The 20,370-nt window shown below is 35.6% G+C and carries 15 protein-coding genes; 2 read left to right on the plus strand and 13 right to left on the minus strand.

Annotated features, from left to right (window positions below; translation table 11 throughout):
• Positions 1-23: 23 nt before the first annotated feature.
• A complete protein-coding gene (locus GFU89_RS19785) occupies positions 24-287 on the minus strand; it encodes a hypothetical protein (RefSeq protein ID WP_318848764.1) in 264 nt (87 codons plus the stop codon).
• 199 nt (positions 288-486) lie between these two features.
• On the opposite strand from GFU89_RS19785, the gene GFU89_RS19790 reads away from it, so the two are divergent.
• Complete coding sequence (locus tag GFU89_RS19790) at positions 487-873, plus strand: hypothetical protein (RefSeq protein ID WP_318848765.1); 387 nt, start codon at positions 487-489, stop codon at positions 871-873.
• A gap of 122 nt (positions 874-995) precedes the next feature.
• Complete coding sequence (locus tag GFU89_RS19795) at positions 996-1,877, plus strand: hypothetical protein (protein ID WP_318848766.1); 882 nt, start codon at positions 996-998, stop codon at positions 1,875-1,877.
• A gap of 52 nt (positions 1,878-1,929) precedes the next feature.
• Here the strand turns inward: GFU89_RS19795 and GFU89_RS19800 are convergent, their stop codons facing one another.
• The 12 genes from GFU89_RS19800 to GFU89_RS19855 form a co-directional block, all read right to left on the minus strand.
• Positions 1,930-4,593 (minus strand): beta-glucosidase, encoded by a 2,664-nt coding sequence (locus tag GFU89_RS19800; protein ID WP_318848767.1) that lies wholly within the window; start codon positions 4,591-4,593, stop codon positions 1,930-1,932.
• Positions 4,593-6,035 (minus strand): alpha-L-fucosidase, encoded by a 1,443-nt coding sequence (locus tag GFU89_RS19805; RefSeq protein WP_318848768.1) that lies wholly within the window; start codon positions 6,033-6,035, stop codon positions 4,593-4,595. The genes GFU89_RS19800 and GFU89_RS19805 overlap by 1 nt, the downstream gene beginning before the upstream one ends.
• Before the next feature lie 50 nt (positions 6,036-6,085).
• Positions 6,086-6,985 carry a TIGR01777 family oxidoreductase gene (locus tag GFU89_RS19810; RefSeq protein WP_318848769.1) on the minus strand — a complete coding sequence of 300 codons (900 nt, stop codon included), beginning with the start codon at positions 6,983-6,985 and terminating at the stop codon, positions 6,086-6,088.
• Positions 6,986-7,065: 80 nt separating this feature from the next.
• The gene (locus GFU89_RS19815; protein WP_318848770.1) at positions 7,066-7,770 is read right to left on the minus strand and encodes a DUF2071 domain-containing protein; all 705 of its coding nucleotides are present in this window, start codon (positions 7,768-7,770) and stop codon (positions 7,066-7,068) included.
• An 18-nt stretch (positions 7,771-7,788) separates the two neighbouring features.
• The gene (locus GFU89_RS19820; RefSeq protein WP_318848771.1) at positions 7,789-8,265 is read right to left on the minus strand and encodes an SRPBCC family protein; all 477 of its coding nucleotides are present in this window, start codon (positions 8,263-8,265) and stop codon (positions 7,789-7,791) included.
• Between the two features lie 33 nt (positions 8,266-8,298).
• Positions 8,299-9,111, minus strand: coding sequence for a DCC1-like thiol-disulfide oxidoreductase family protein (locus tag GFU89_RS19825; RefSeq protein ID WP_318848772.1), 813 nt, complete (start codon positions 9,109-9,111; stop codon positions 8,299-8,301).
• A 5-nt stretch (positions 9,112-9,116) separates the two neighbouring features.
• Positions 9,117-9,470 (minus strand): hypothetical protein, encoded by a 354-nt coding sequence (locus tag GFU89_RS19830; protein WP_318848773.1) that lies wholly within the window; start codon positions 9,468-9,470, stop codon positions 9,117-9,119.
• Between the two features lie 131 nt (positions 9,471-9,601).
• The gene (locus tag GFU89_RS19835) at positions 9,602-9,994 is read right to left on the minus strand and encodes a hypothetical protein (protein ID WP_318848774.1); all 393 of its coding nucleotides are present in this window, start codon (positions 9,992-9,994) and stop codon (positions 9,602-9,604) included.
• Positions 9,995-10,424: 430 nt separating this feature from the next.
• Positions 10,425-10,928, minus strand: coding sequence for a transcriptional regulator (locus GFU89_RS19840; RefSeq protein WP_318848775.1), 504 nt, complete (start codon positions 10,926-10,928; stop codon positions 10,425-10,427).
• Positions 10,929-11,059: 131 nt separating this feature from the next.
• On the minus strand, positions 11,060-15,577 hold the full coding sequence (locus tag GFU89_RS19845; RefSeq protein ID WP_318848776.1) for a TonB-dependent receptor plug domain-containing protein: 4,518 nt from the start codon (positions 15,575-15,577) through the stop codon (positions 11,060-11,062).
• A gap of 3 nt (positions 15,578-15,580) precedes the next feature.
• Entirely contained in the window at positions 15,581-18,349 is a 2,769-nt protein-coding gene (locus GFU89_RS19850; RefSeq protein ID WP_318848777.1) for a hypothetical protein, read from the minus strand.
• A 63-nt stretch (positions 18,350-18,412) separates the two neighbouring features.
• Positions 18,413-20,323, minus strand: coding sequence for a VWA domain-containing protein (locus GFU89_RS19855; RefSeq protein WP_318848778.1), 1,911 nt, complete (start codon positions 20,321-20,323; stop codon positions 18,413-18,415).
• Between the last annotated feature and the right edge of the window lie 47 nt (positions 20,324-20,370).

The following is a 20,370-nucleotide window of genomic DNA, read 5'->3' on the forward strand; positions in this document are numbered from 1 at the left end:
TTAATAACTGCAAAAATTAAGCATTATTTCGCCTCTCTAAGCAATCGTTTTTCAGTCTCATATCTTTTATTTAAAGCCTTCATCTGATCTCTCTTCATCTGTTTGGTTGCAAGCGGATGGTTAAGAATGAGCTTTTTCTCAGTATTGTATTTTTTGGTAAGTTCTTGCATTTTAATATTCACCAATTCCGTTTTTGATGGATGTGGGGGAGCTGGCGGACGCTTCTGAGCAGAAACAGTCATTGATAAACCTAGTAACAATACCATTGAGATTAATAACTTTTTCATAATGTTCTTATTTTTGAATGATTTCAATCAGTTCAATAGTCTTAATTAAATTCATTCCGGTTCATCATGAATCTTGCATATATCATACCAATATTTTTAGCAAAATTAAAATTTACTATTGTTAAATCATTGGATCATTTGAAATAATGAATGTTAATAACGATCTATTTTTCATACATTTATATTTTAATAAACACTTATGAAAACGTCTGTAAAAAATAGTAATCTGACCAAAGACAGTATCTGGATGAAAGAACCTGAAGATCATGATTTTCCTGCAGCACAGGATTATCTGGAACTTCTTTTTGAGCCGGATAAAGCCAGAAAATTGGTTGAAAAATTAAAGACAGTTCCTACGATTACAAAAAAATCGAAAGATATTTTAAGAGCAAGCAAGCTTTCCCTGCTTCCTGAGACCAATATTCATGTAAAAGAAAACCTGAAAAAAGTAGAAAAAAATAAAAAACTTTCACCTATACTTCTGGTAAGAGGTGAAAATGAACTGATTATTGCAGATGGCTACCACCGTCTCTGCTGCAGTTATTATCTTACCGAAGATTTGGAAGTTCCGTGCAGATTGATTTAATAATTTTCAAAAGCTATAACAATATTATATAGTGATTTAATTAAATATAGATAATTTATTAATTTTCATTTAAGTTTTATTTATTTTTTTAATATATTTGATAGAACCCAAATTTCTCAAACATGAAAAAATACATTTTGATCCTTTTACTTGGAACTCTTCCCTTAACTGCACAAGTAGGTATTAATACAACAACCCCTAACAGTACACTTGCCGTCAATGGTTCCTTACGGGCTGGCTATAGCGAAGTCACGTCCACTGCTTATAATATTCTGACTACCGACCATTACATTACTTATAATGGTACAGCCGATGCCACATTTACCCTTCCTGTCATCGGAACTGGAACAACGAGTTTCACGGGAAGAATTTATAAGATCAAAAACATTTCGCCGAATAATATCACTCTCCAGGCTTCCAGCGGTAATACATTAAGAATTGACAACACTCCTGTTGCTTCTTTTGTGATTCCTACAGGAGCTTATGCAGAAGTCGTAAACAACGGTAATACAACCGGAGGAACATGGGATTTGTCCTTTACTGTACTTCCTAAACCGAGCAACGTGGAAATCTATGGAACACAGGTTTTCATTCCACCTCACAGACTAGGAACGGCACCTGTGGCCGACTGGACCAATCATGGTAACCCAGGTTACGATACGGGAGCAGCAAACGACAGATGGTGGATTATTAGTAAAACATCAATAGATAATGCCCATACGGCACTCTATTCCAATGCCAGCAGAATGACCTTGGTATATGAATATCAGGGTACTCCGTTCAACGTTACCAATATGTACCCAATTCTTACTGCAGGAAATAATTCAAGTTTCCCGGATGTATTTACAGCATCTTTTGTAAGCCTTGCCAATAATGGCACTGCAGGAAGAACAAGACTTACTGTATCTGTGGCCCGTATAGATTTCATTGGAAATAACGGATCCAATAACAGTAACTGGACGGGAACATTCTTACTGAACGTTCTATTGGCCAGAAAATACTAATCCATTTAAAATATATATTTAAAAAGAGCAGAAATTTCTGCTCTTTTTAGTTTTATAAAATTTCAATATTTTGTTTCAAAGGAAGGCTCTTGGATGAATTGCCCACCATAATTCTGTAAGTTCCTTTTTCTACAACCCATTCCATTTTTTCATTCAGAAACTGTAACTGCTTTATGGGAACTTCAATGGTAACAGATTTTGATTCTCCAGGCTGCAATTCTATTTTCTTAAATCCTTTGAGCTCAAGAACCGGTCTTGAAACTGAAGCTAATAAGTCTTTCACATACAGCTGAACGACTTCACTCCCTGCTTTTGAACCTGTATTTTTCACGTTGACCTTAGCAATAATCGTTTCATTTTCTGAATATTCTGCTTTGTTCAGATGTAAACCAGAGATTTCAAAAGTGGTATAACTTAAACCAAAGCCAAACGGATACAATGGTTCACCGCTTAGATCATAATAGTCATTTCCTCTTCCTGTTGGATGATGATTATAGGTCAAAGGCAGCTGCCCTTCCTCAGTTGGAAAGGTTATTGGTAATTTCCCAGACGGGTTTTCTGCACCAAAAAGCGTTTTTGCCACCGCATTTCCTCCTTCTTCTCCCGGATACCAAATGCCTAAAATGGCTCCTACTTTATCTTTCCAGGCGGTTGTTTTTATCGCAGATCCTCCCACAAACACTACTGTTACGGGCTTTTTCAATGTTGAAATTTCCTGAATAAATGCTTCCTGATTTCCTGGCAGACTCAATGAGGAACGGTCCTGAAATTCTCCTTCATGGATGCCGGCAGCAATAATAATATAGTCTGTGTTCTGAGCAAGATTTAAAGCTTCCTGATAGTCTTTCTGGTAATTATGAAGTCCATAGTTCCAGATGAGTTCAAGATTGGCTTCACCGCGGTTTTCATGAAACTCAATGGTAATGTCGTATTTTTTTCCTTTTACAAAATCTATATCAATCGTTTTGGTGGAATAGCTTAATTTTTCCCATTGATCAATGGCTAATTTTCCATCAAGGTATAATCTGAAACCATCATTTCCCCGCAATCCCAATTGATATTTTCCTGAGTCCGGAGCTTCCAGTTTTCCTGTCCACCGGATACTGTAATGATCCGGTTGAAGTTTTTCAGGATCGGGTGAATAGAGAGTCCATTTGAAATTAAGCTGTTCTTCCTGTTTTTCAAAAGCAGGGTTTCCTTTTAAATCGGTATTAGAGAAATAAATTCCTTTTAATCCTTTTTTGTTTTCGGAGGATAAATATTCATTGGAAATCGTGGTGAAATCCTTTATATTCCAATCAATCCCTTTTGCATAAACGACTTCAATATTTTTATCTTTGACATAATTTTTAATCCCGTCTACGATATTTACTTTTTTGTTTCCAGGCCCTGAATAACCACCTAATCTGGCATCAGCAGCATCTGTTCCAACCACCAGAATTTTCTTAACATTTCCAGGAATGGGAAGCGTCTGGTTATTGTTCTGAAGCAAAACAAAAGATTCCGCAGCCGTTTTTTCTACCAGAGGCTTATGATTCAGTTTTTTTAATTCTTCAATTTCTTTGAGTGAAACGTAAGGGTTTTCAAATAATCCAAGCTCAAACTTCGCTCTCAACACTCTTGAAACGGCATCATCAATTCTTTCTTTTGAAATTCTTCCATCCAGAAAGGGAGGAATAAAGAGTTCATAGTGTTTATATTCTGTCTGAAAAATCACATCCAGCCCTGCATTGATTGCCTGTGCGGAAGCATCGTCATAATCTTTTGCTGTAAAATGCAGTACATTTGCTCCTCCTACAGCACTGGCATCACTGATGACGAAGCCTTTGAAATTCCAGTCTTTTTTGAGTTTTTCCGTCAACAACCAATGATTAGCTGTTGAAGGTCTTCCGTCAAGTAGGTTATAAGAGGTCATCACCGACCTGCTTTTTCCTTTTGTAAAAGCGTTACTAAAAGGAATCAAATGGGTCTCCTCAAGATATCTTTTGCTCCAATGAATAGGGTAAGAATCTCTTCCGCCTTCTCCTACATTGGCCAGAAAATGTTTAGGAGTCGTGATAATTCCCATATTTTCAAATGCACTGACAAAACTGATTCCCATTACAGAGGTCAAAAAAGGATCTTCACCATAAGTTTCCTCTGTTCTGCCCCATCGCACATCACTCGCCAGGTTTACTACCGGAGTCAGAATCTGACGGATTCCTCTCAACTTTGATTCTTTTGCAATCGCTGTTGAGACTTTATTCATTAATTCCGGGTTGAAAGTGGCTGCCAAACCTATGGCCTGCGGAAAAGCTGTAGCTCCTTCTCTCACCAATCCGTGTAAAGCTTCATCAAAGGGAATAATGGGGATTCCTAATCTTGATTCTTCAACGAAGTATTTCTGAATGGCATTGATTTTTTTCACCAGTCTCTCGGCATCTTCATTGGCGTTATATTTCAGTAACTGTCCTGCTGCACCGCCTCCCTGGTTTCCTGCACTTACCTGCAGTCCAAAAATCCCATGGGAATACTGCCCTTTCGGAACATGATCCAGATCTCCGGGTATCATAAAACACTGCCAGAACTTTTCCTCGGGAGTCATTCTCTTCAACAGGTCCTGAACTCTGGTTTCAATCGGTTGTTTGGAGTCTTTATATAAAGGTTTTTGAGCAGAGATGATAATAATATTGAGCAATAATACGGCTCCCGTAAGTTTAAAACGAAATAATCTCATTATTCTGTTATTTGAATTACGGTTGCATACTTCAGGTTTTTCCTTTCTTCAGGCAAATTAATTTCAATTGAATTCCCTGATTTTTTCCATTGAATTTTGTTTGATAATCCTAAAACTTTTAAAGATTTTGGTTTAAAATTATCAGGAATTGTAAAACTTAATGTTGATGGAGACTCATAATTTGTTTTTTCATCCAAGTGAAAAATATTCACTGTTTTTCCATCTTTGCTTTGGGTATAATAGTAATTTCCTTCGTGATAGGGAGCAATGCTTCTTGTAGCAAAAACAGCAGACTGATTTTTATCCATCCAGCCGGAAATTTGCTGCAGCCTTTCATACACTATGGGATCATAATCACCATTAGGTCCGGGAGCGATATTCATCAGGTAGTTACCTCCTCTTGAGATGATTTTAACCAATGTTTCAATGATCTTTTGGGACGTTTTATAGTTGTCATTCGGAACGTAGGAAAAGGAGTCTCCCATTGTGATACAGCTTTCCCAAGGGATGGTAAGAGCATGTTCAGGAACTGCCTGTTCCGGGGTGACATAGTTTTCCCATTTCCCGGGAACGGTACGGTCTACAATAATGATTCCCGGTTGATTTTTCCTGGCCATTGTTCCTATTTTATCCATATCAATATCCTGCTCTACTTTGATGGTGCGCTGCCATTCAACTTTCGGATCAATGGTATGAAAAGGACGTACCCAGCCTCCATCCAGCCAAAGAATGTCAATTTTGCCATAATTGGAAGTGATTTCGTTCAGCTGATTGAAGGTGAATTTTTTAAAATTCTCCCATCTTTCCGGATATTTCTTAGGATCATAGTTAACATTCCTGTCTTTTGGAGGGAAGTAAGACCACCAGTAATCATCGGAATGCCAGTCAGGTTTTGAAAAATAAGCTCCAATTTTAAATCCATCTTTTCTGAAGGTATTGAAGATTTCTTTTGTCACATCTGATTTGGGATTTTTTGAAAATGGTGTTTTAGAAGAAGTAATCTTATAATCTGATTGTTGAGTATCAAACATTGCGAAACCGTCGTGATGCTTAGTCGTAAAAACCACATATTTCATTCCTGCTTTTTTTACGGCATCAGCCCATTTTTGAGGATTAAACTGCGTTGGGTTGAAAGTGGTCTGAAGATTTTCATAATTCTTTACATATTCGTAGTAAGATTTTCCGTGTTCGGGTTTTCTCTGAGTCCATGATTCGTCTTCGGGGCATAAGCTCCAGCTTTCAACAATTCCCCACTGGCTGTAGGTTCCCCAATGCATAAACAGCCCGAATTTCATGTCCTGCCATTGGTCCAGATTCTGAACAACAAGAGGGTCTGTGGGTTTCTGATATCCGTCAGATACATTATGAGCCTGTGAAAATATTACTGAACTTATTAAAAAGGATGAAAGAAAAAGAGGTTTTATTTTGGGTATAACCAGCATATGGAATAGTTTTCCGCTAATTTAATTATCCTTTGCGAAATCCACAAACATTAGGATTCCAAGAGATTAAGAATAGCTTCATAAAACTCTGGAAATGAAAACTTAAATCCACTTTTCATTAGTCTTTCAGGATATACATAGCGGCTTTTTAAAAGTAATTCGGTTTCTGTTTTCAGGAATAAAGAAGCAATTTCCAACTGCCACACCGGAGCATTGAGCCCGAAGGGTGCTTTTAATTCTTTTCTTAATTCTTTCATCATATTTTCATTAGAAACAGGTGTCGGAGCGGTTATATTGATGGTTCCTGACATATTCTCATGTTCAATAATCCAATCTACAGCTTTACAAAAGTCATCGATATGAATCCAGCTTACCATTTGATTTCCCCGTCCCTGTTTTCCTCCTAAGCCCATCTTTGTAACCATTTTTAGTTTTGGAAAAGCTCCGCCATTATTACCAAGAACAATTGATGTTCGGAGAGCTGCTTTCCGTATCCCTTCATTTTTTACTGCAAAGAATTCCTTCTCCCAGCTTTTACAAATATTCATTGAAAAATCATCTCCGATAATTCCGTTTTCTTCTGTATTCAGATGTTTCTCGGAATGAACATAAATGGTTGCAGAACTTGCATTCAGCCAAATTTTCGGTTTTTCAGAACACTGATCTACCGCTTCCTGCAATATTTTTGTGCTGTTAATTCTTGAAGCATAAATTTCCTGCTTATTTTTCTCGTGATACCGGCAGTCCACAGATTTTCCCGTAAGATTGATCAAAACATCTGATTTTTCCAAACTGCTTTTCCATTCACCCATTGTTCCGGCATCCCAAAAAATTTCGTTTTTACGTTGAGGATTACGGGTCAGGATATACACTTGGTTTCCCTTTTCGGTAAAATATTTTTCAAGGTTTTCACCAAGAAATCCAGTGCCTCCGGCTATAATTATTTTCATTGTTTTACAATTTAAGGTTTTGGGTTCAATGTTTAAGGTTCAGCTGCAGATTTGTACAGAGGTTTGTGTTTTTGTTCTTTTCAGTTGATGTGTTTCTTTGTTTTCACTTCAATTTCTGAGCCTTCAGCAAGCATTACTGAAACAGGTTCCTGATGATTCAGACATTCAAAGTCATCTCCGTAAATTTTTTGAAAATCAATTTCCAAACAGTGGTCTTTTATGGTGTAGAAATCCCATTTTGGGTGACATACTTCGTATTCTGAAGTTGTATTCTCTTTTTTTGTAAAACCAAAATAATGTTCTGTGATAAATTCAAATTCTGAGTTTTCTTCCATAGGTTTTGGTGTACTGTCAGCCATAATCTGAATAGAATGCCAGCTTTTATCTTTCCATGAATACCGGATCAGCAGTTCGCCTTCTTTTTCATGAATCTGGTTTTTCATTGGCATTGTGTGATAATTTTCTTTGTAAATGGTATTGGCAACAAAACTCAATGCAGGTTTGGGAACTATTTCTTTAATAAATACCACACCTCTTTTCCAGACTCCGTCTTGTTTTTTCTTTACATAAAATCTCAGGTTTACTTCTTCAAAATTACGGTGAAAAGGAATGGGCAATCCTAACAGTTTTGTATTTAAAAACATGAATCCTACTAAGCTTACATAGCATTTACCGTTGTAAAAATCAAGTTCTGTACCTATAGGTAAATAAGGCAATAAGATTTCAGGATCAATTTCGTAATTGATGATGGCCAGTTTTCGCCATTCTGCTTTTAGAAAATTCATAACGGTGTGTTTTTGAGGTTAAAAAATGGCTATTCCGTCTCGGGTAGCAGATTCTGCAATGGTTTTGATCATTTCGTTTCTTTTGAGCAGAAATTCCTTTAGATAACCGGTAAGAAAAACGGCATTAAATACTTTTCCAATGATCCCCAGCGGAGATTCGAATTCAAAAACATCGGTCATCAGTGTTTTTCCGTTTACCGTTTTAAAAATATGTCGATGACGCATAGATTTGAAAGCTCCTTTTTGCATCACATCAATGAACTGAACCGGTTTTTCCATGCTGACAATTTTGGTGGTGAGATTTTGGTATACTCCCAGATGTTTTGCCCGCCAGGTTACTGTTTCATTTTCTTCAATGAGTCCTGAAGTACGTCCTGCAATTGCTTTTTCATGAGATGTTGAGGTCGACTGCTGATGCAGATCAATGTTTCTTGCCAGATCAAAAACATAGTGAATATCTGCATTGATTACGGTATTTAAATAAATTCTTGACATTTTCAGAGGTTTTATGATTATACAAATTGTAGTTTAAATGATTGTCAGAATAATTATGGTCAGTGCTATGAGCCTGAATAATATCCATGAAATGGTAGGAAGAAAGTTCAGTTTTAAGATTCTGCATCTTCTTATATGTTCCAGAAACATGATCAATACTACTATTCCAAAGTATATTATGTAAAAAACAGGTGTAAAATTGGTCATCAGCGCAGGAATTAGCAGTAAAGTCCCTATTAAGGAAACCGTCATCATATTTCCAAGATAATCCCAGATTTTATCTTTGAGATAGGCTTTTAAAAAGAGGGTCTGCCAAAGGATCTGGCCGAGACACACAGCAAATTCTCTCAGAAAATTCCTTTCTAAATTAATATCCAGCTTTGCTGAAAATTGACTTAGGATATAGGCTGAAAAAATAACAACAAAGCTGATGTATGCCATTCTGTATTTCAGGTTAAAATCCGGAACGCAAGATTGTTCTGTATAGTCTTTTGAGGAAGGGATAATCTGTTTTCTGTTATATGAAACGAAGGAATATAGCTTTTGAAAAAACCAATAGAGAGGCTTTATCCAAGCGATTTTGGCCAACAAAGGAAAAGAGTTTCCAATAATGAGAAGCAGACTGTCTAATCCGTAAGTGACTTCATTTTTGTTATGATCTACCAGGGCAATTTCATTTTTCGCCCTGTTGAAATCGATTAGATTTTTATTTCTAACAGAGAGTTCTGTAAATGCTTCTCTACCTTCTTCATCCAGCATTCCACATTGGGTAAAACCTTTGGAATAGAGATTACACATAGGACATTCATTGTCGTAGATCAGGGTGTGGTTTTTTAGTGTTTTCATAATGATCATTTGTAAGATTCATAAGTGTTGTAGCAATCATACACATATGCTGCTGCCATCACAGGACTATAGAGAAGAGATGCCATTAAAATATATCCAAAAAAATCATTGATATGTTTTTCCATATACAACATTGTTACAATGATCCAAACTGGTATTATCACAATACTATAGGCGATATATAACAGTGACTTTTTTGTTCCAAGAAATAGTTTGATCAGGAAGCTTATCAATTGTGGGATTCCTACAATAAAATAAAAAAGAATCAATCCCGACAAACCACCAAATATAAAAGTCATAGGTCCGATTATTATAAAGAACAACTGAATGTAATAATCATATTTAGCAAATGTTTTCATGGTAATTAAGGTTTAAAGTGAGCCTTTTCTTCTGAAATAAATAATCAGAAATAAATGAATGATTAGATTTTTCATACTTATTATTAATTTAAAATTTTCAGTAATTTTTGAAAAATAATTTCAAATAAAAACTACTTTTCTTCGGCAGACATTTTTTCTTTTCTGATTGCATGTTTACGACCTTTCAGGAATAATAGTAAGTTCAATAGCATCATCACTCCAAGATAAATTGAAAATCCTCCAATCTTCTTACTTAGAGCAACAACTAATCTTTCCATTGTTTCTATTTGAAAAAACTCAATAATACATAAGGCAAATCCAATATTTAAAAGATAAAACCCTATTTTAAAAAGGGAATTTGTTGCCATAGCAATATCCTTTTTCTGATGAAAAATATCAATCATAAAAGTTTTTGAATTTTTAAATAAAAACTGAGAAACCAATACTGTAAGAGTAATTACAATAGGTAGATAAATCATATACGCTGAAAAGTTATACGTTGCGGTTAAAACTGTAGTTGCCATAATAGTATTATTTTAATGTTAATTTATTTCTCAAAAAGTAAAGGATGAAAATGTTCATATAATGCAGTATACAAAGGATTAAAATGATACTTCCAACTCTTGTTGCAGTAATGGTTATCATTTCTTCCAGACTGTTTATTTTGTTCCATATTGTAAGATTAATTGCAATGAAACCGAGATTCAAGAGATAATAACAACCAAGAAGTATCCTGTTAATTGTCAGACAAAGACCTTCATCATGGAGTAAGTATTTCAAATAGGCCTTTCCTTCATGGTAACATCTTCTACCAACATCAATTGTGATATATGAACTGATACTTAGGAAAATTATATAAGAAATAATATTGAACATTTTATAAATTTTATATTTTCAGTAATTATTGAAAATTAATTCGAAATAAAAAAGGATTTTCATCCTCTTTCAATTTCTTTATTTCAACAGATTGGTAATCTTTCCTACCAGCCAGTGATCATCACTTTTGATCGCCAGATCCATAATATTATTGATCTTTCCGGTTACCGAACTGAAGTCGTTCATCAGTTTGATAAATTCCTGAGCTTCTTCTGAGTCTTTATCCTCAATATTCTTTAATTCTTCAAGAAAAGAAATTACAGGTTCTATTTCTCGCTTTCTGCGTTCTTTGGTAATTTGTTTGAAGAGATACCAGACATCTTTTTCTGCAACAAAATATTCTTTACGGTCCCCTTTCACAAATTCCTTTTTCACAATACCCCAGTCTATCAGTGCGCGAAGATTCATATTGGCATTGCCTCTTGAAATCTCCAGCTGTTCCATTACTTCATCAGTAGAAAGCGCTCTTCCACTTGCCAAAAGTAGTGCATGCACCTGTGCCATTGTACGGTTGATCCCCCAATTGGTAGCAAATGTTCCCCAGGTCTGAATGTATTTTTCTTTTGCTTCTGAAAGTTGCATTTTGTTTTCTTTTAGATTTCTATTACAAATGTAATTATATTTTTTGAATTTTCAATAATTATTGAAAATTAATTTTTAAAATAAAACAGACACCCTTGAGAATGCCTGTTTCGGTTGATAAAAAATTAAAATTAAGGTTCTATATTCGTCGCTATTCCCTGATTCCAATATTTGGCTTCAGGCATATAATAGAGATACACATTGCTTGATTTACCAGTATATGTTCCTGCAAATTCTACTTTGAGATCCAGATTGATTGTTTTCGTTTCCTCTGCGTTGAAATGTTCCCAGTAAAGCACCAGATAATTATCAAATATTTCATAATAGGAAATCTGCTTTTTATCAATCAGATCTTTTAGTAAGGCATTTTGCAAGGTCAAACCTGCAGGAATACCAATCTTCGCTATGGTCATTGGAAGCTGTCCGTTGATTTTATTTTTAACAGTAATTATCATTCTGTTGGTCTCTCCTACTCTGGACACTGCGGATTTAAGTTTTGTTTCCAGGGTAAGAGGAATATCTTTGCTTTCCGGAGCCTGCAATGTATAATATTGATATTCCAGTTTATAAGGCAGCCCATTTTTGGCTGGATAATGAATATTGATCTTGTTTTCTCCAGCTTTATACGCTGATGAAAGACTGATATTGGGATAAGTATTTGCTTTATTGATGGTGATAACCGGTCTTTCATTACCGTAAAGCTTTTGATTTTTGGAGTAAAAATCAGACAATGCCTGTATTGCCAGCGTTGTTGCCTGTGTAGAACCGAACCCATAATATCCGTTTAAATTAATAAGCTGATCAGCAGCTTCTGCGATTTTCAACTGATTCAGTTTCTCCTCTTTCTGAAGTGCCATAATGTATAACGAGAGGGTTTCTGCATCCGCAGACCTTCCCCATGAGCCTGTAAAAGTGATGTTAGATTCTACATTCTTCATTTCATACTGCTTGTCCAGCAGCTTCATCAGATCATCATATTCTCTTTGTTTTCCGAGATGAGCCGCAGTATTGGCAAGTAAAGCCAGCTGATAGGTATCTTTTGTAGCCAAAGCTCTTTTCATCATTACTGTAAAGGAATCTTCTATTTCATTTTTAAAGCCCAGTTTGGATAAAGCATATACGATATACATATTTCTCGACCAGGAATATTCTGAATATTTTTCCTTTAATTCATACCCTCTTCTTACTTCAAATAACCCGTTTGCATTCTTTTTGGATAAAATGAATGAGGAAAGCCCCTGCATAAGCTTAGCATTAGGGTTTACATACTTTTTTAAATCTGTAAATTCCAATAATGCAAATGCAGAAAGTGACACATCCGATTCTTCGCTGCTGAAATATCCGAAACCTCCGTCTTTATTTTTATAGCTCAGCATTTTCTGGAAACCTTTTTTCATGTTTTTAATGACCAGATTCTCTGTTGCTGTATCTATTTTTTTACTTGATTTTAAATAATCCAGAATAAAAACATTAGGATATACCGTTGAGGAAAGCTGTTCAAAGCATCCGTAAGGCTCTTTCTTCAGCTGTTCAATATCTGAAAACATCTGTAAAGCAGTGTTCTCAAATACATAATATGAGGAGTACAGACTTCCATTGATATACTCCGGAATATTGATTTTAATATCTTCCGTTTTGTTATTGATGATCGAAAATTGATGTGGGAATCCTTTCTCTTCTACTTTAAACGGAAGAATCATCGTTTCCCTGAAGTCCCCGGATCTTATGGTAAATTGAATATTAGAATCTACGATCTCGTCTGTCTGTATTTTAACAAATAATCTTCCTGATTCTAGTGGTTTCAGAGTAATCAGGCTATCGGAATTGATCAGTTTTACATGATTGGGAACAATAACATTCATTGTTATTTTCCGTGTTTCAGGAGAATTATTTTTAATCACAACAGGAATCGTCATCTGATCTGTTCTTGTGAGATACTGGGGAGTTTTAGCATCTATTGAGATAAGGCTCTGTGCAGCATAGGTAGTTTCATCATTTCCTACAAGTCCTGATCCAGCAATTCCCTCTGTCATAATTCTAAAGGTGGAATTGGCATCAGAATTATAAAATTCCACTTTTGCTTTCCCATTTTTATCGGTTTCTACCACAGGGTTCCAATACAGTGCTTCTCGGTAATCGAAACGGTAGGATGTATTGGTCGTTTTATATTCCGGATAGGCAAATTCTCTTGATCCGGCATATGATATAAGCCTTCCATAAGGTATTGCTTCAACAGCAATATAAGATTTCGGGGTAATATCAAAACTAATATTTGAGCTGTTGTTTTTATATGAATTAATAATCACAACTCCGTTTGCGGCCCTGCTTCCATAAACAGCGGCAGCGACAGCATCTTTGAGAACGGTAATACTACTGATATCATTCGGGTTTATGATAGTATTGAAACTTTCTACAGGAGTACCGTCTACGATAAATAATGGATTCTTATTGGTGATGGATGCTGTTCCTCTGATATTGATTTGTTTTCCTGCTCCTGATTGTCCGACAACCGTAACTGCTATTCCTGCAACCTTCCCATTCAATAAAGAAGTTACAACAGGATTTTGAATTTCCAAGGAAGACGTTATTGTTGTGGAACTAACTGCAGCTTTCTCTCTTTTCGAACTGTATCCCAAAACAACAACTTCTTCAATCCTTTTATCTTGAACAGTATCTTTCCTTGATCGACCGGGTTTACTCAATGTTTCGGTATTATTTCTGTTTTCTGTCTTTATCTCTTCTTTTCTTTCCGCCTCTTTTACAATTTCTTCTACATCAATATTGGAAAGCTTCTGCTTCACTAAAGGGTTAATATCCAAATTATAAGACAGAATCCTGATTTTCAATTGATGTTTAGGCTGAGAAGATCTGGCTATCATTTTATATGAATATTCTGCATTCAGGTCTGAAAAATAAAACTTCCCGTTTTCAGCAACAGTCTGTCTGAGGATTTTTTTGTTATCTGTATCCAAAAGGAAAACATCTGCTTTCACCGGTTTTTTGTTTTCATCTTCCACAATTCCGTAGATTGTATTTTTCTTTTCAGGAAGATACTTGTACTTATTGGTCTTTACAACTTCAGGGATCAATTCGAAGTATCTGTAACCGTTTGTCAGCATAACAAGGTCTAAGCTTTTATTGGCTTTTTCTTCTTTTTTATCGAAATAAAACTGTGGTTTTTCAATTTTCCCTTTCAGCTCGGAGTCCATCAGAAGCCAGGAAATGATATGATTCTGCTTATCGTCAGCATACGTCCATAGTTTATCATCCACCACACTCAGCCCAAGATTGGCAGGAATAGGTCTGTCATTTTCATCGCTAGTTTCTATATTCAGCATTACTTTTTCCCTTGGCAGATAATGCTGTTTTACAGGTTTAACTTTTATATTCAACCGATTTTCTTTATTGGTAAAAACAACACGCTCTGCAAGAGGAATATTGTTTTCCAGAGCGGTAAATCTGCAAATTCCTATCGGGAAGTCTTTTTCATCAATTTCCAATGCGTTGCTACCTTTTTTTAACAGAAGATCTTTGGTATACATTTCTTTTCCACGGAAACTTCCTTGCAGGGTAATCATTTTTTCCTGGGTTGAAATGATGGTAAAAATCAGCTTTTTGTTGTCATTCTGAATATTTAAAACCAACCCTTCATCTTTTGCTGCCGGGAAATTAAAAGTCTGGGTACTATTTTCGGGCTTTATTACTTTTGCATAATAGGTTTCTCCATTTTTAGCGGTAAAACGAAAGCTTCCCATCCCGAAATTATAGGCTGAAATTTCTTTTATTTTTTCATGATTCTGATTGTAAACAGCCAGAACAGCATCAACAGGTTTTTCAAATTCATCCAGAATTTTAAAGGCAATATTTTGTTCTATTCCATTGATAAAAGTTCCTCCTTCAGGCAAAAACTTCACATCCAGATTATTCAGAACAATGGGAATATTTCTTGAAATAGATTCTGTAAATCCATCAAAATTCACTTTAATATTCAAAAGTGCATCAGAGGATTTCAATACTTCAGGAAGTTTGAAAATCAATTGATTTTTACCTTCTTTATTGGTGATAAGTTTCCCTTCAGAAACGGTTTCTCCATTGATCATTACTGTATAATCCGCTTCATAAAAAGGAATGGGAAGGTTACTAAGACTTCTCATCGAAAAGTCAGCAGTCACCTCATCTCCCGCACCATATCCTTTTTTAGGGAAATCCAGCTTCATTAATATTCTTGGAGATACTATTTTCTGGAGGGTAATTTCTTTCTCGAAGGTATTTTTCCCTTCTTCATTCTGCATCCAGTTGGTAAAGGCTCTGATCTTATAAATTCCGCCTTTCATTTCTTCATCAAAATAGAAATAACCCTGGGCATATCCATTGGTAATTTCATATTTCATTTTTTTCAAAACGCTTCCTGCGGGATCAATAATTTCAAAATTAACGATTCTGCTGTCTTCCACCGGAAGGTTGTTTTTTCCTTTTACAACGTATATTTTAAAGTACATTCCTTCACCAGGTTTATAAAAAACATGGTTGGTCTGAACGTAGGTCTTTTCTTTTTCAAAGTTCTGAAAAGGCTGCTGTGCTTTTAGAAAAACCGTTGACAATACTAAGCTCAGCAAGATGATATAGGGTGATATAAACTTGAAATTCATGGGTTAAAATTTGAGTGAAACAATACATCCAAATGTTTTAAATGACAGAAGGTTGAAAAAATCAAGTCCTCTTCCGTTATCCGCATCATAAAAATTCTGATTGGGGTCTGCTCCTTTATTGGCCTGCCAAAGCATTAGATTATTCACATAAAAAGTAAGTTTAAGATTCTGTTTTCCATAGTTGACCGGAAAACTGGAAGACAGTGAAATATTGCTGATTCTTATGTAATCTGCCTTTTGAATATAGTTTTCTGCCACACCAAGGTAACCATATCTGGACCATCGGTTTTCCTGAACATTCAGGTTGGGATCATAGAAATCTACAGGAATCTGGTTTATCGTTCCATTAGCATGTACACCCTGAAAAACATAGTTTTTGATATTTCTGTCTTCTCCTGACTCGGAAGAACGTCCATAATAATCGAGAACTGCCTGTGTCCCGTTCCAGAGCTGGCCGCCTTTTTTCCATTCCCAATTGATATCTAAAGAGAAGTTTTTATAGGCAAAATTATGGTTGAATTTCATCACAAAATCCGGAGTGGGGTCTGCTATAATTTTCATTCCGTCTGCTTTTTTGGGGAATCCAAACTCATCAATAATCAATTGTCCGGTAGCATTTCTTTCAAAGTAGCTTCCCATGACAGCTCCCAAAACCTGTCCCTCCGACAATGTTTTATAAATATCCTTAAATCCGGAAACAGCCAGGTTCTGATAGCCGGGAGCAATACGGTTTACAATGTCTTTATATTTAAACAATGAAACTTTATGGGTGCTGTAAAAGTTGTATCCCAAGCGCAAACGGTCATAGGCGAAATTGAATTCATACCCGCTGTAGGTATGATCCGCTATATTTTTTAATCTCAGCTGATTGTTTTCGAAAACAGGAAATATATCATCTGTATTTTTTCTATTGAAATATTCTCCTTCAAAGCTTACATTATAGCCAACGTTAAGTCTGGCACCAACTTTCAATTCCCTGGTATTGATATTGGATAAACCTCTGAAGCTTTCCGCTTCCTGTATAGGGAAATATTGATTGTAATTTTGAGCATTCAGTAAAGTTGTGGCATAAGAAGCGTATGATCTTGTAATTTCTGGCTCTGAGCTCAACTGTGTGTAACTTCCCAGTAATTTAAAACTGTAATTATTCCAATTGAAAATGTCATTAAATTTCACATAGAAATTAGCTGTGGGAAGCCAATAGTTATTTTTCAGGGATGTATTTGAGATATAAAAAGAATTTCCAAGATTAAGACCTGCTTCAAAATCATAATCACGAATATCCATATTGTAATTAAAGATATGATCCTGCGAAGTTCTCTGATAAAGGTATTGCTGATGAGTCAAACTGTTATAAACATCCGACTTTCTATCGTTTAAAATAAAATTCAGGCTGAACGTATTTTTAAAATCATAATTCCCTAATGCATAGGAACCTAATATGTTGGAATGATACAAGCTGTTCTCTTGAATCCTTTCATTGAGTAATCCGTTGCTGAAACCAGAAGTAGAAGGCTTATACTGATCTTTGTTCCAGATGCTGTTATTTTCATAAGACTGGCTGACATTCAGTTTAAATTTATCCCAATTTTTAACAACATTAAAACTCAACTGTCTTTCACGGTTCTGATAGCGGTATTTGCTGTCCTGTTCAAAAAGAAATGAAGGATTGTCTGCCTCTTTGCTGTAACTTCTCTGTGAGCCATTTTTCAGAAGGGAATTTTGTCCATTTGAAAAAGAAACAGGTGTTAACAAAGAATTCTGATACGCTCTGTTAAACAGCCCTATTCTATTGGTATTGGTGCCTTTATCTTCTTCGTAATTAAAAGCAAAATTAATGGAATATCCGCTTAGGTCGGTATTTAGTTTAGCTTTAAAAGTATTGGCAATATCAAACTGATCTATAAAATACATCTGGTTCTTCTGCTGCCCAACATTCAAAGACAATCGGATTTTTTCTTTGTTACCTTCTTTTATAAAAGCATTTACATTCAACTGATTATTGTATCCTACTGTTGTTTTAAAAAGACTGTTATCATATTTTCGGGCTCGTTGAAGTCCATCAACCCACGGAATTAATCTTCCGTTCCGGTCGTATTCATAAGCCAGCCCGTCAAATCCTAATGTAGAAATATCCGGTCCAAAACTGAACATTTCATTGGTTTCAGAGCCTTTCCAGACAAGATTCCCGTTTTCTGATCTTCCCTGTACATATTTGCTTTGAGTTCCCGGAATAGCGTTCCTGTTTTTAATATCTAAGGATGTGGTAAAGCTTCCGTTAAAAAGTAATGTTTTCTGATCGAGTCTTTTGACAATATAAATACTGTCATTCTTTTGTTTTACTTTTCTTATCTGATCAAAATACGAATGAGATCTTTTACTTAACCTGGTCTTCGTTTTTTCAATGCTGAAATCATCCTTTGTTTCTTTTGAAACCAGACTGTCATATGTTTTGCTGTAGATATTTTCTACATTTTTATTGCTTGTCTGATTTTCCAGAATAGTTTTTAATTCCCTGAGCTCATAGGTAGAAATAACATGCGTATTTTTTCCCTGGTTCCATGCGATGGTATCATAAGGCTTGGCAGCAATAATTGCAAATCCTTCCTCATCAGTCAGTTCATAAACTCCACTGTTTTTATTAGAAACCTTTAAAAAGTTCTGTGCTTTATCTTTAGTTGTTAAAAATTTTCCAGAGTAATATAATTGTGAGTTTTGTGCCTGTAATAAAGTAATGGTAAACGGCAGCAACAGCAAATAATTCTTTTTCATCGGTGATTAGTATGCTTAAAAATATAAAAAAAGAAACTTCCGTGGAAATTTCTTTTTTATTAATTATTTTTGAATTGTTTTATAACTCTCTACCAGCTTTATAAATTCTGAGCGGTAGCCTTCTTCATCTTTATTTTTACCTTCTTTAGCCAGTTTCTCAATATCAGAAAGATCTTTTTTTGTAATCAGTTCCGAATTTCTGAGTACCAAACCGAACCATGCTACGGAAGATACAAATTTAAAATCCGGACTTATTGAGGCAGATGGATTTTCTTTTTTAATCACTTTACTGATCTCCATACTTTTATTACCATCAGGCTTTTTATATCTGAATTTCACAGTTGCCAGCTCATCTCCAAATTTCCTTGTATCTGATGTTTCAGAGTATTTCAATTTAGTTTCTTTAGGAATAAATTCTGATTCTACATTTGCAGGAATAATCTCATATAGTGCAGTAACTGTATGTCCGCTTCCCAATTCTCCTGCATCAATCTTATCATTGACAAAGTCTTCATTTCTCAGCTTCCTGTTTTCATAGCCTATTAAACGGTAAGATTTTACAAATTTAGGATTGAATTCAATCTGAATTTTGACATCTTTAGCAATAGCATACATGCTTCCTGCAAATTCTTTTCCTAAAAACTTATTCGCCTCCTGCATATTATCGATATAGGCATAGTTTCCGTTTCCTTTATCTGCAAGGGTTTCCATTGTGTTGTCTTTATAGTTGCCCATCCCATAGCCAAGACAGGTAAGGAAGATTCCTGTTTTTCTTTTTTGTGTAATTAAGGTTTCAATATCAGTATTGGATGTAGCGCCCACATTAAAGTCACCATCTGTTGCCAGAACCACTCTGTTGTTTCCTCCTTTGATAAAATTTTCCTTCGCCAGTTTATAGGCCAATTCAATTCCTGCTCCTCCTGCTGTGCTTCCTCCTGCCTGAAGATTATCCAACGCTTTAATAATTTTTTCTTTTTCTCCTGCTGAAGTTGGAGGCAGAACCACTCCTGCATTACCTGCGTACACTACAATTCCTACTTTGTCTTTTGGTCTGAGCTGTTTCAGTAAAACTTTAAGAGAGGACTTCAACAATGGCAGTTTGTTTTCCTCACTCATTGAACCTGAAACATCAATAAGAAAAACAATATTGGATGCAGGCAGACCATCCATCGGAATATTTTTCCCCTGAAGACCTATTTTCAGCAGCTTGTGTTTTGGATTCCATGGAGAGTTGCCATATTCGGTACTAATTGAAAAAGGGTATCCGTTTGCAGGCTGTGGATAATCATATTTAAAATAATTAACCATCTCCTCTACCCTCACTGCATTTTTATCAACTCTATCTCCATACTTGATCATTCTTCTGATATTGGAATAGGAAGCATTATCTACATCAATAGAGAAAGTAGAAAGAGGCTGGCGGCTGGTAAGCTCAAATGCATTCTCTATCAATCCGGCATATTCCTCATTATTATAATCAATATTTTTATCGGTTTTTGCAGGCTTTTGAAGCTTTTTTTTATCTCCAATCTGCAAATTATAAACTTGCTCTGATTCATATCTTAGTGACCTACTTTCTGATACAATCATTGATGTAGGTTTTTTTGCTGGTGGACAGCCATTATATTCCGGCATTCCGGGGACTGTAGGGCAGGCATCATCTTTATCAAAAATACCGTCACCATCTGTATCCGGCCATGGGCAGCCATTATTTTCAGGAGGTCCTGGCACCGTAGGGCACGCATCATCTTTATCAATAACACCGTCTCCATCCGATTCTACCCACGGACATCCTTCATTTTCTACCGGACCGGCAATATCAGGACATTTATCCAGTTTATTAGGAATTCCGTCCTGATCTTTATCTTTTCTGACACTATAAGTCTTTGGTCCTTTGTCTTTTTCAGTGTTTTTTTGAGTTTTACAGCTTGTCAATGCAACAAGCCCTAGCATGGTTATTACAATTTTTCTCATCTTTTTCAAATTTCGGGAGGAAATTATTAAAATAAATTTAAACTGAT

The sequence above is a fragment of the Chryseobacterium sp. JV558 genome (genome assembly GCF_033712365.1).
In the GTDB taxonomy this organism is placed as follows: domain Bacteria; phylum Bacteroidota; class Bacteroidia; order Flavobacteriales; family Weeksellaceae; genus Chryseobacterium.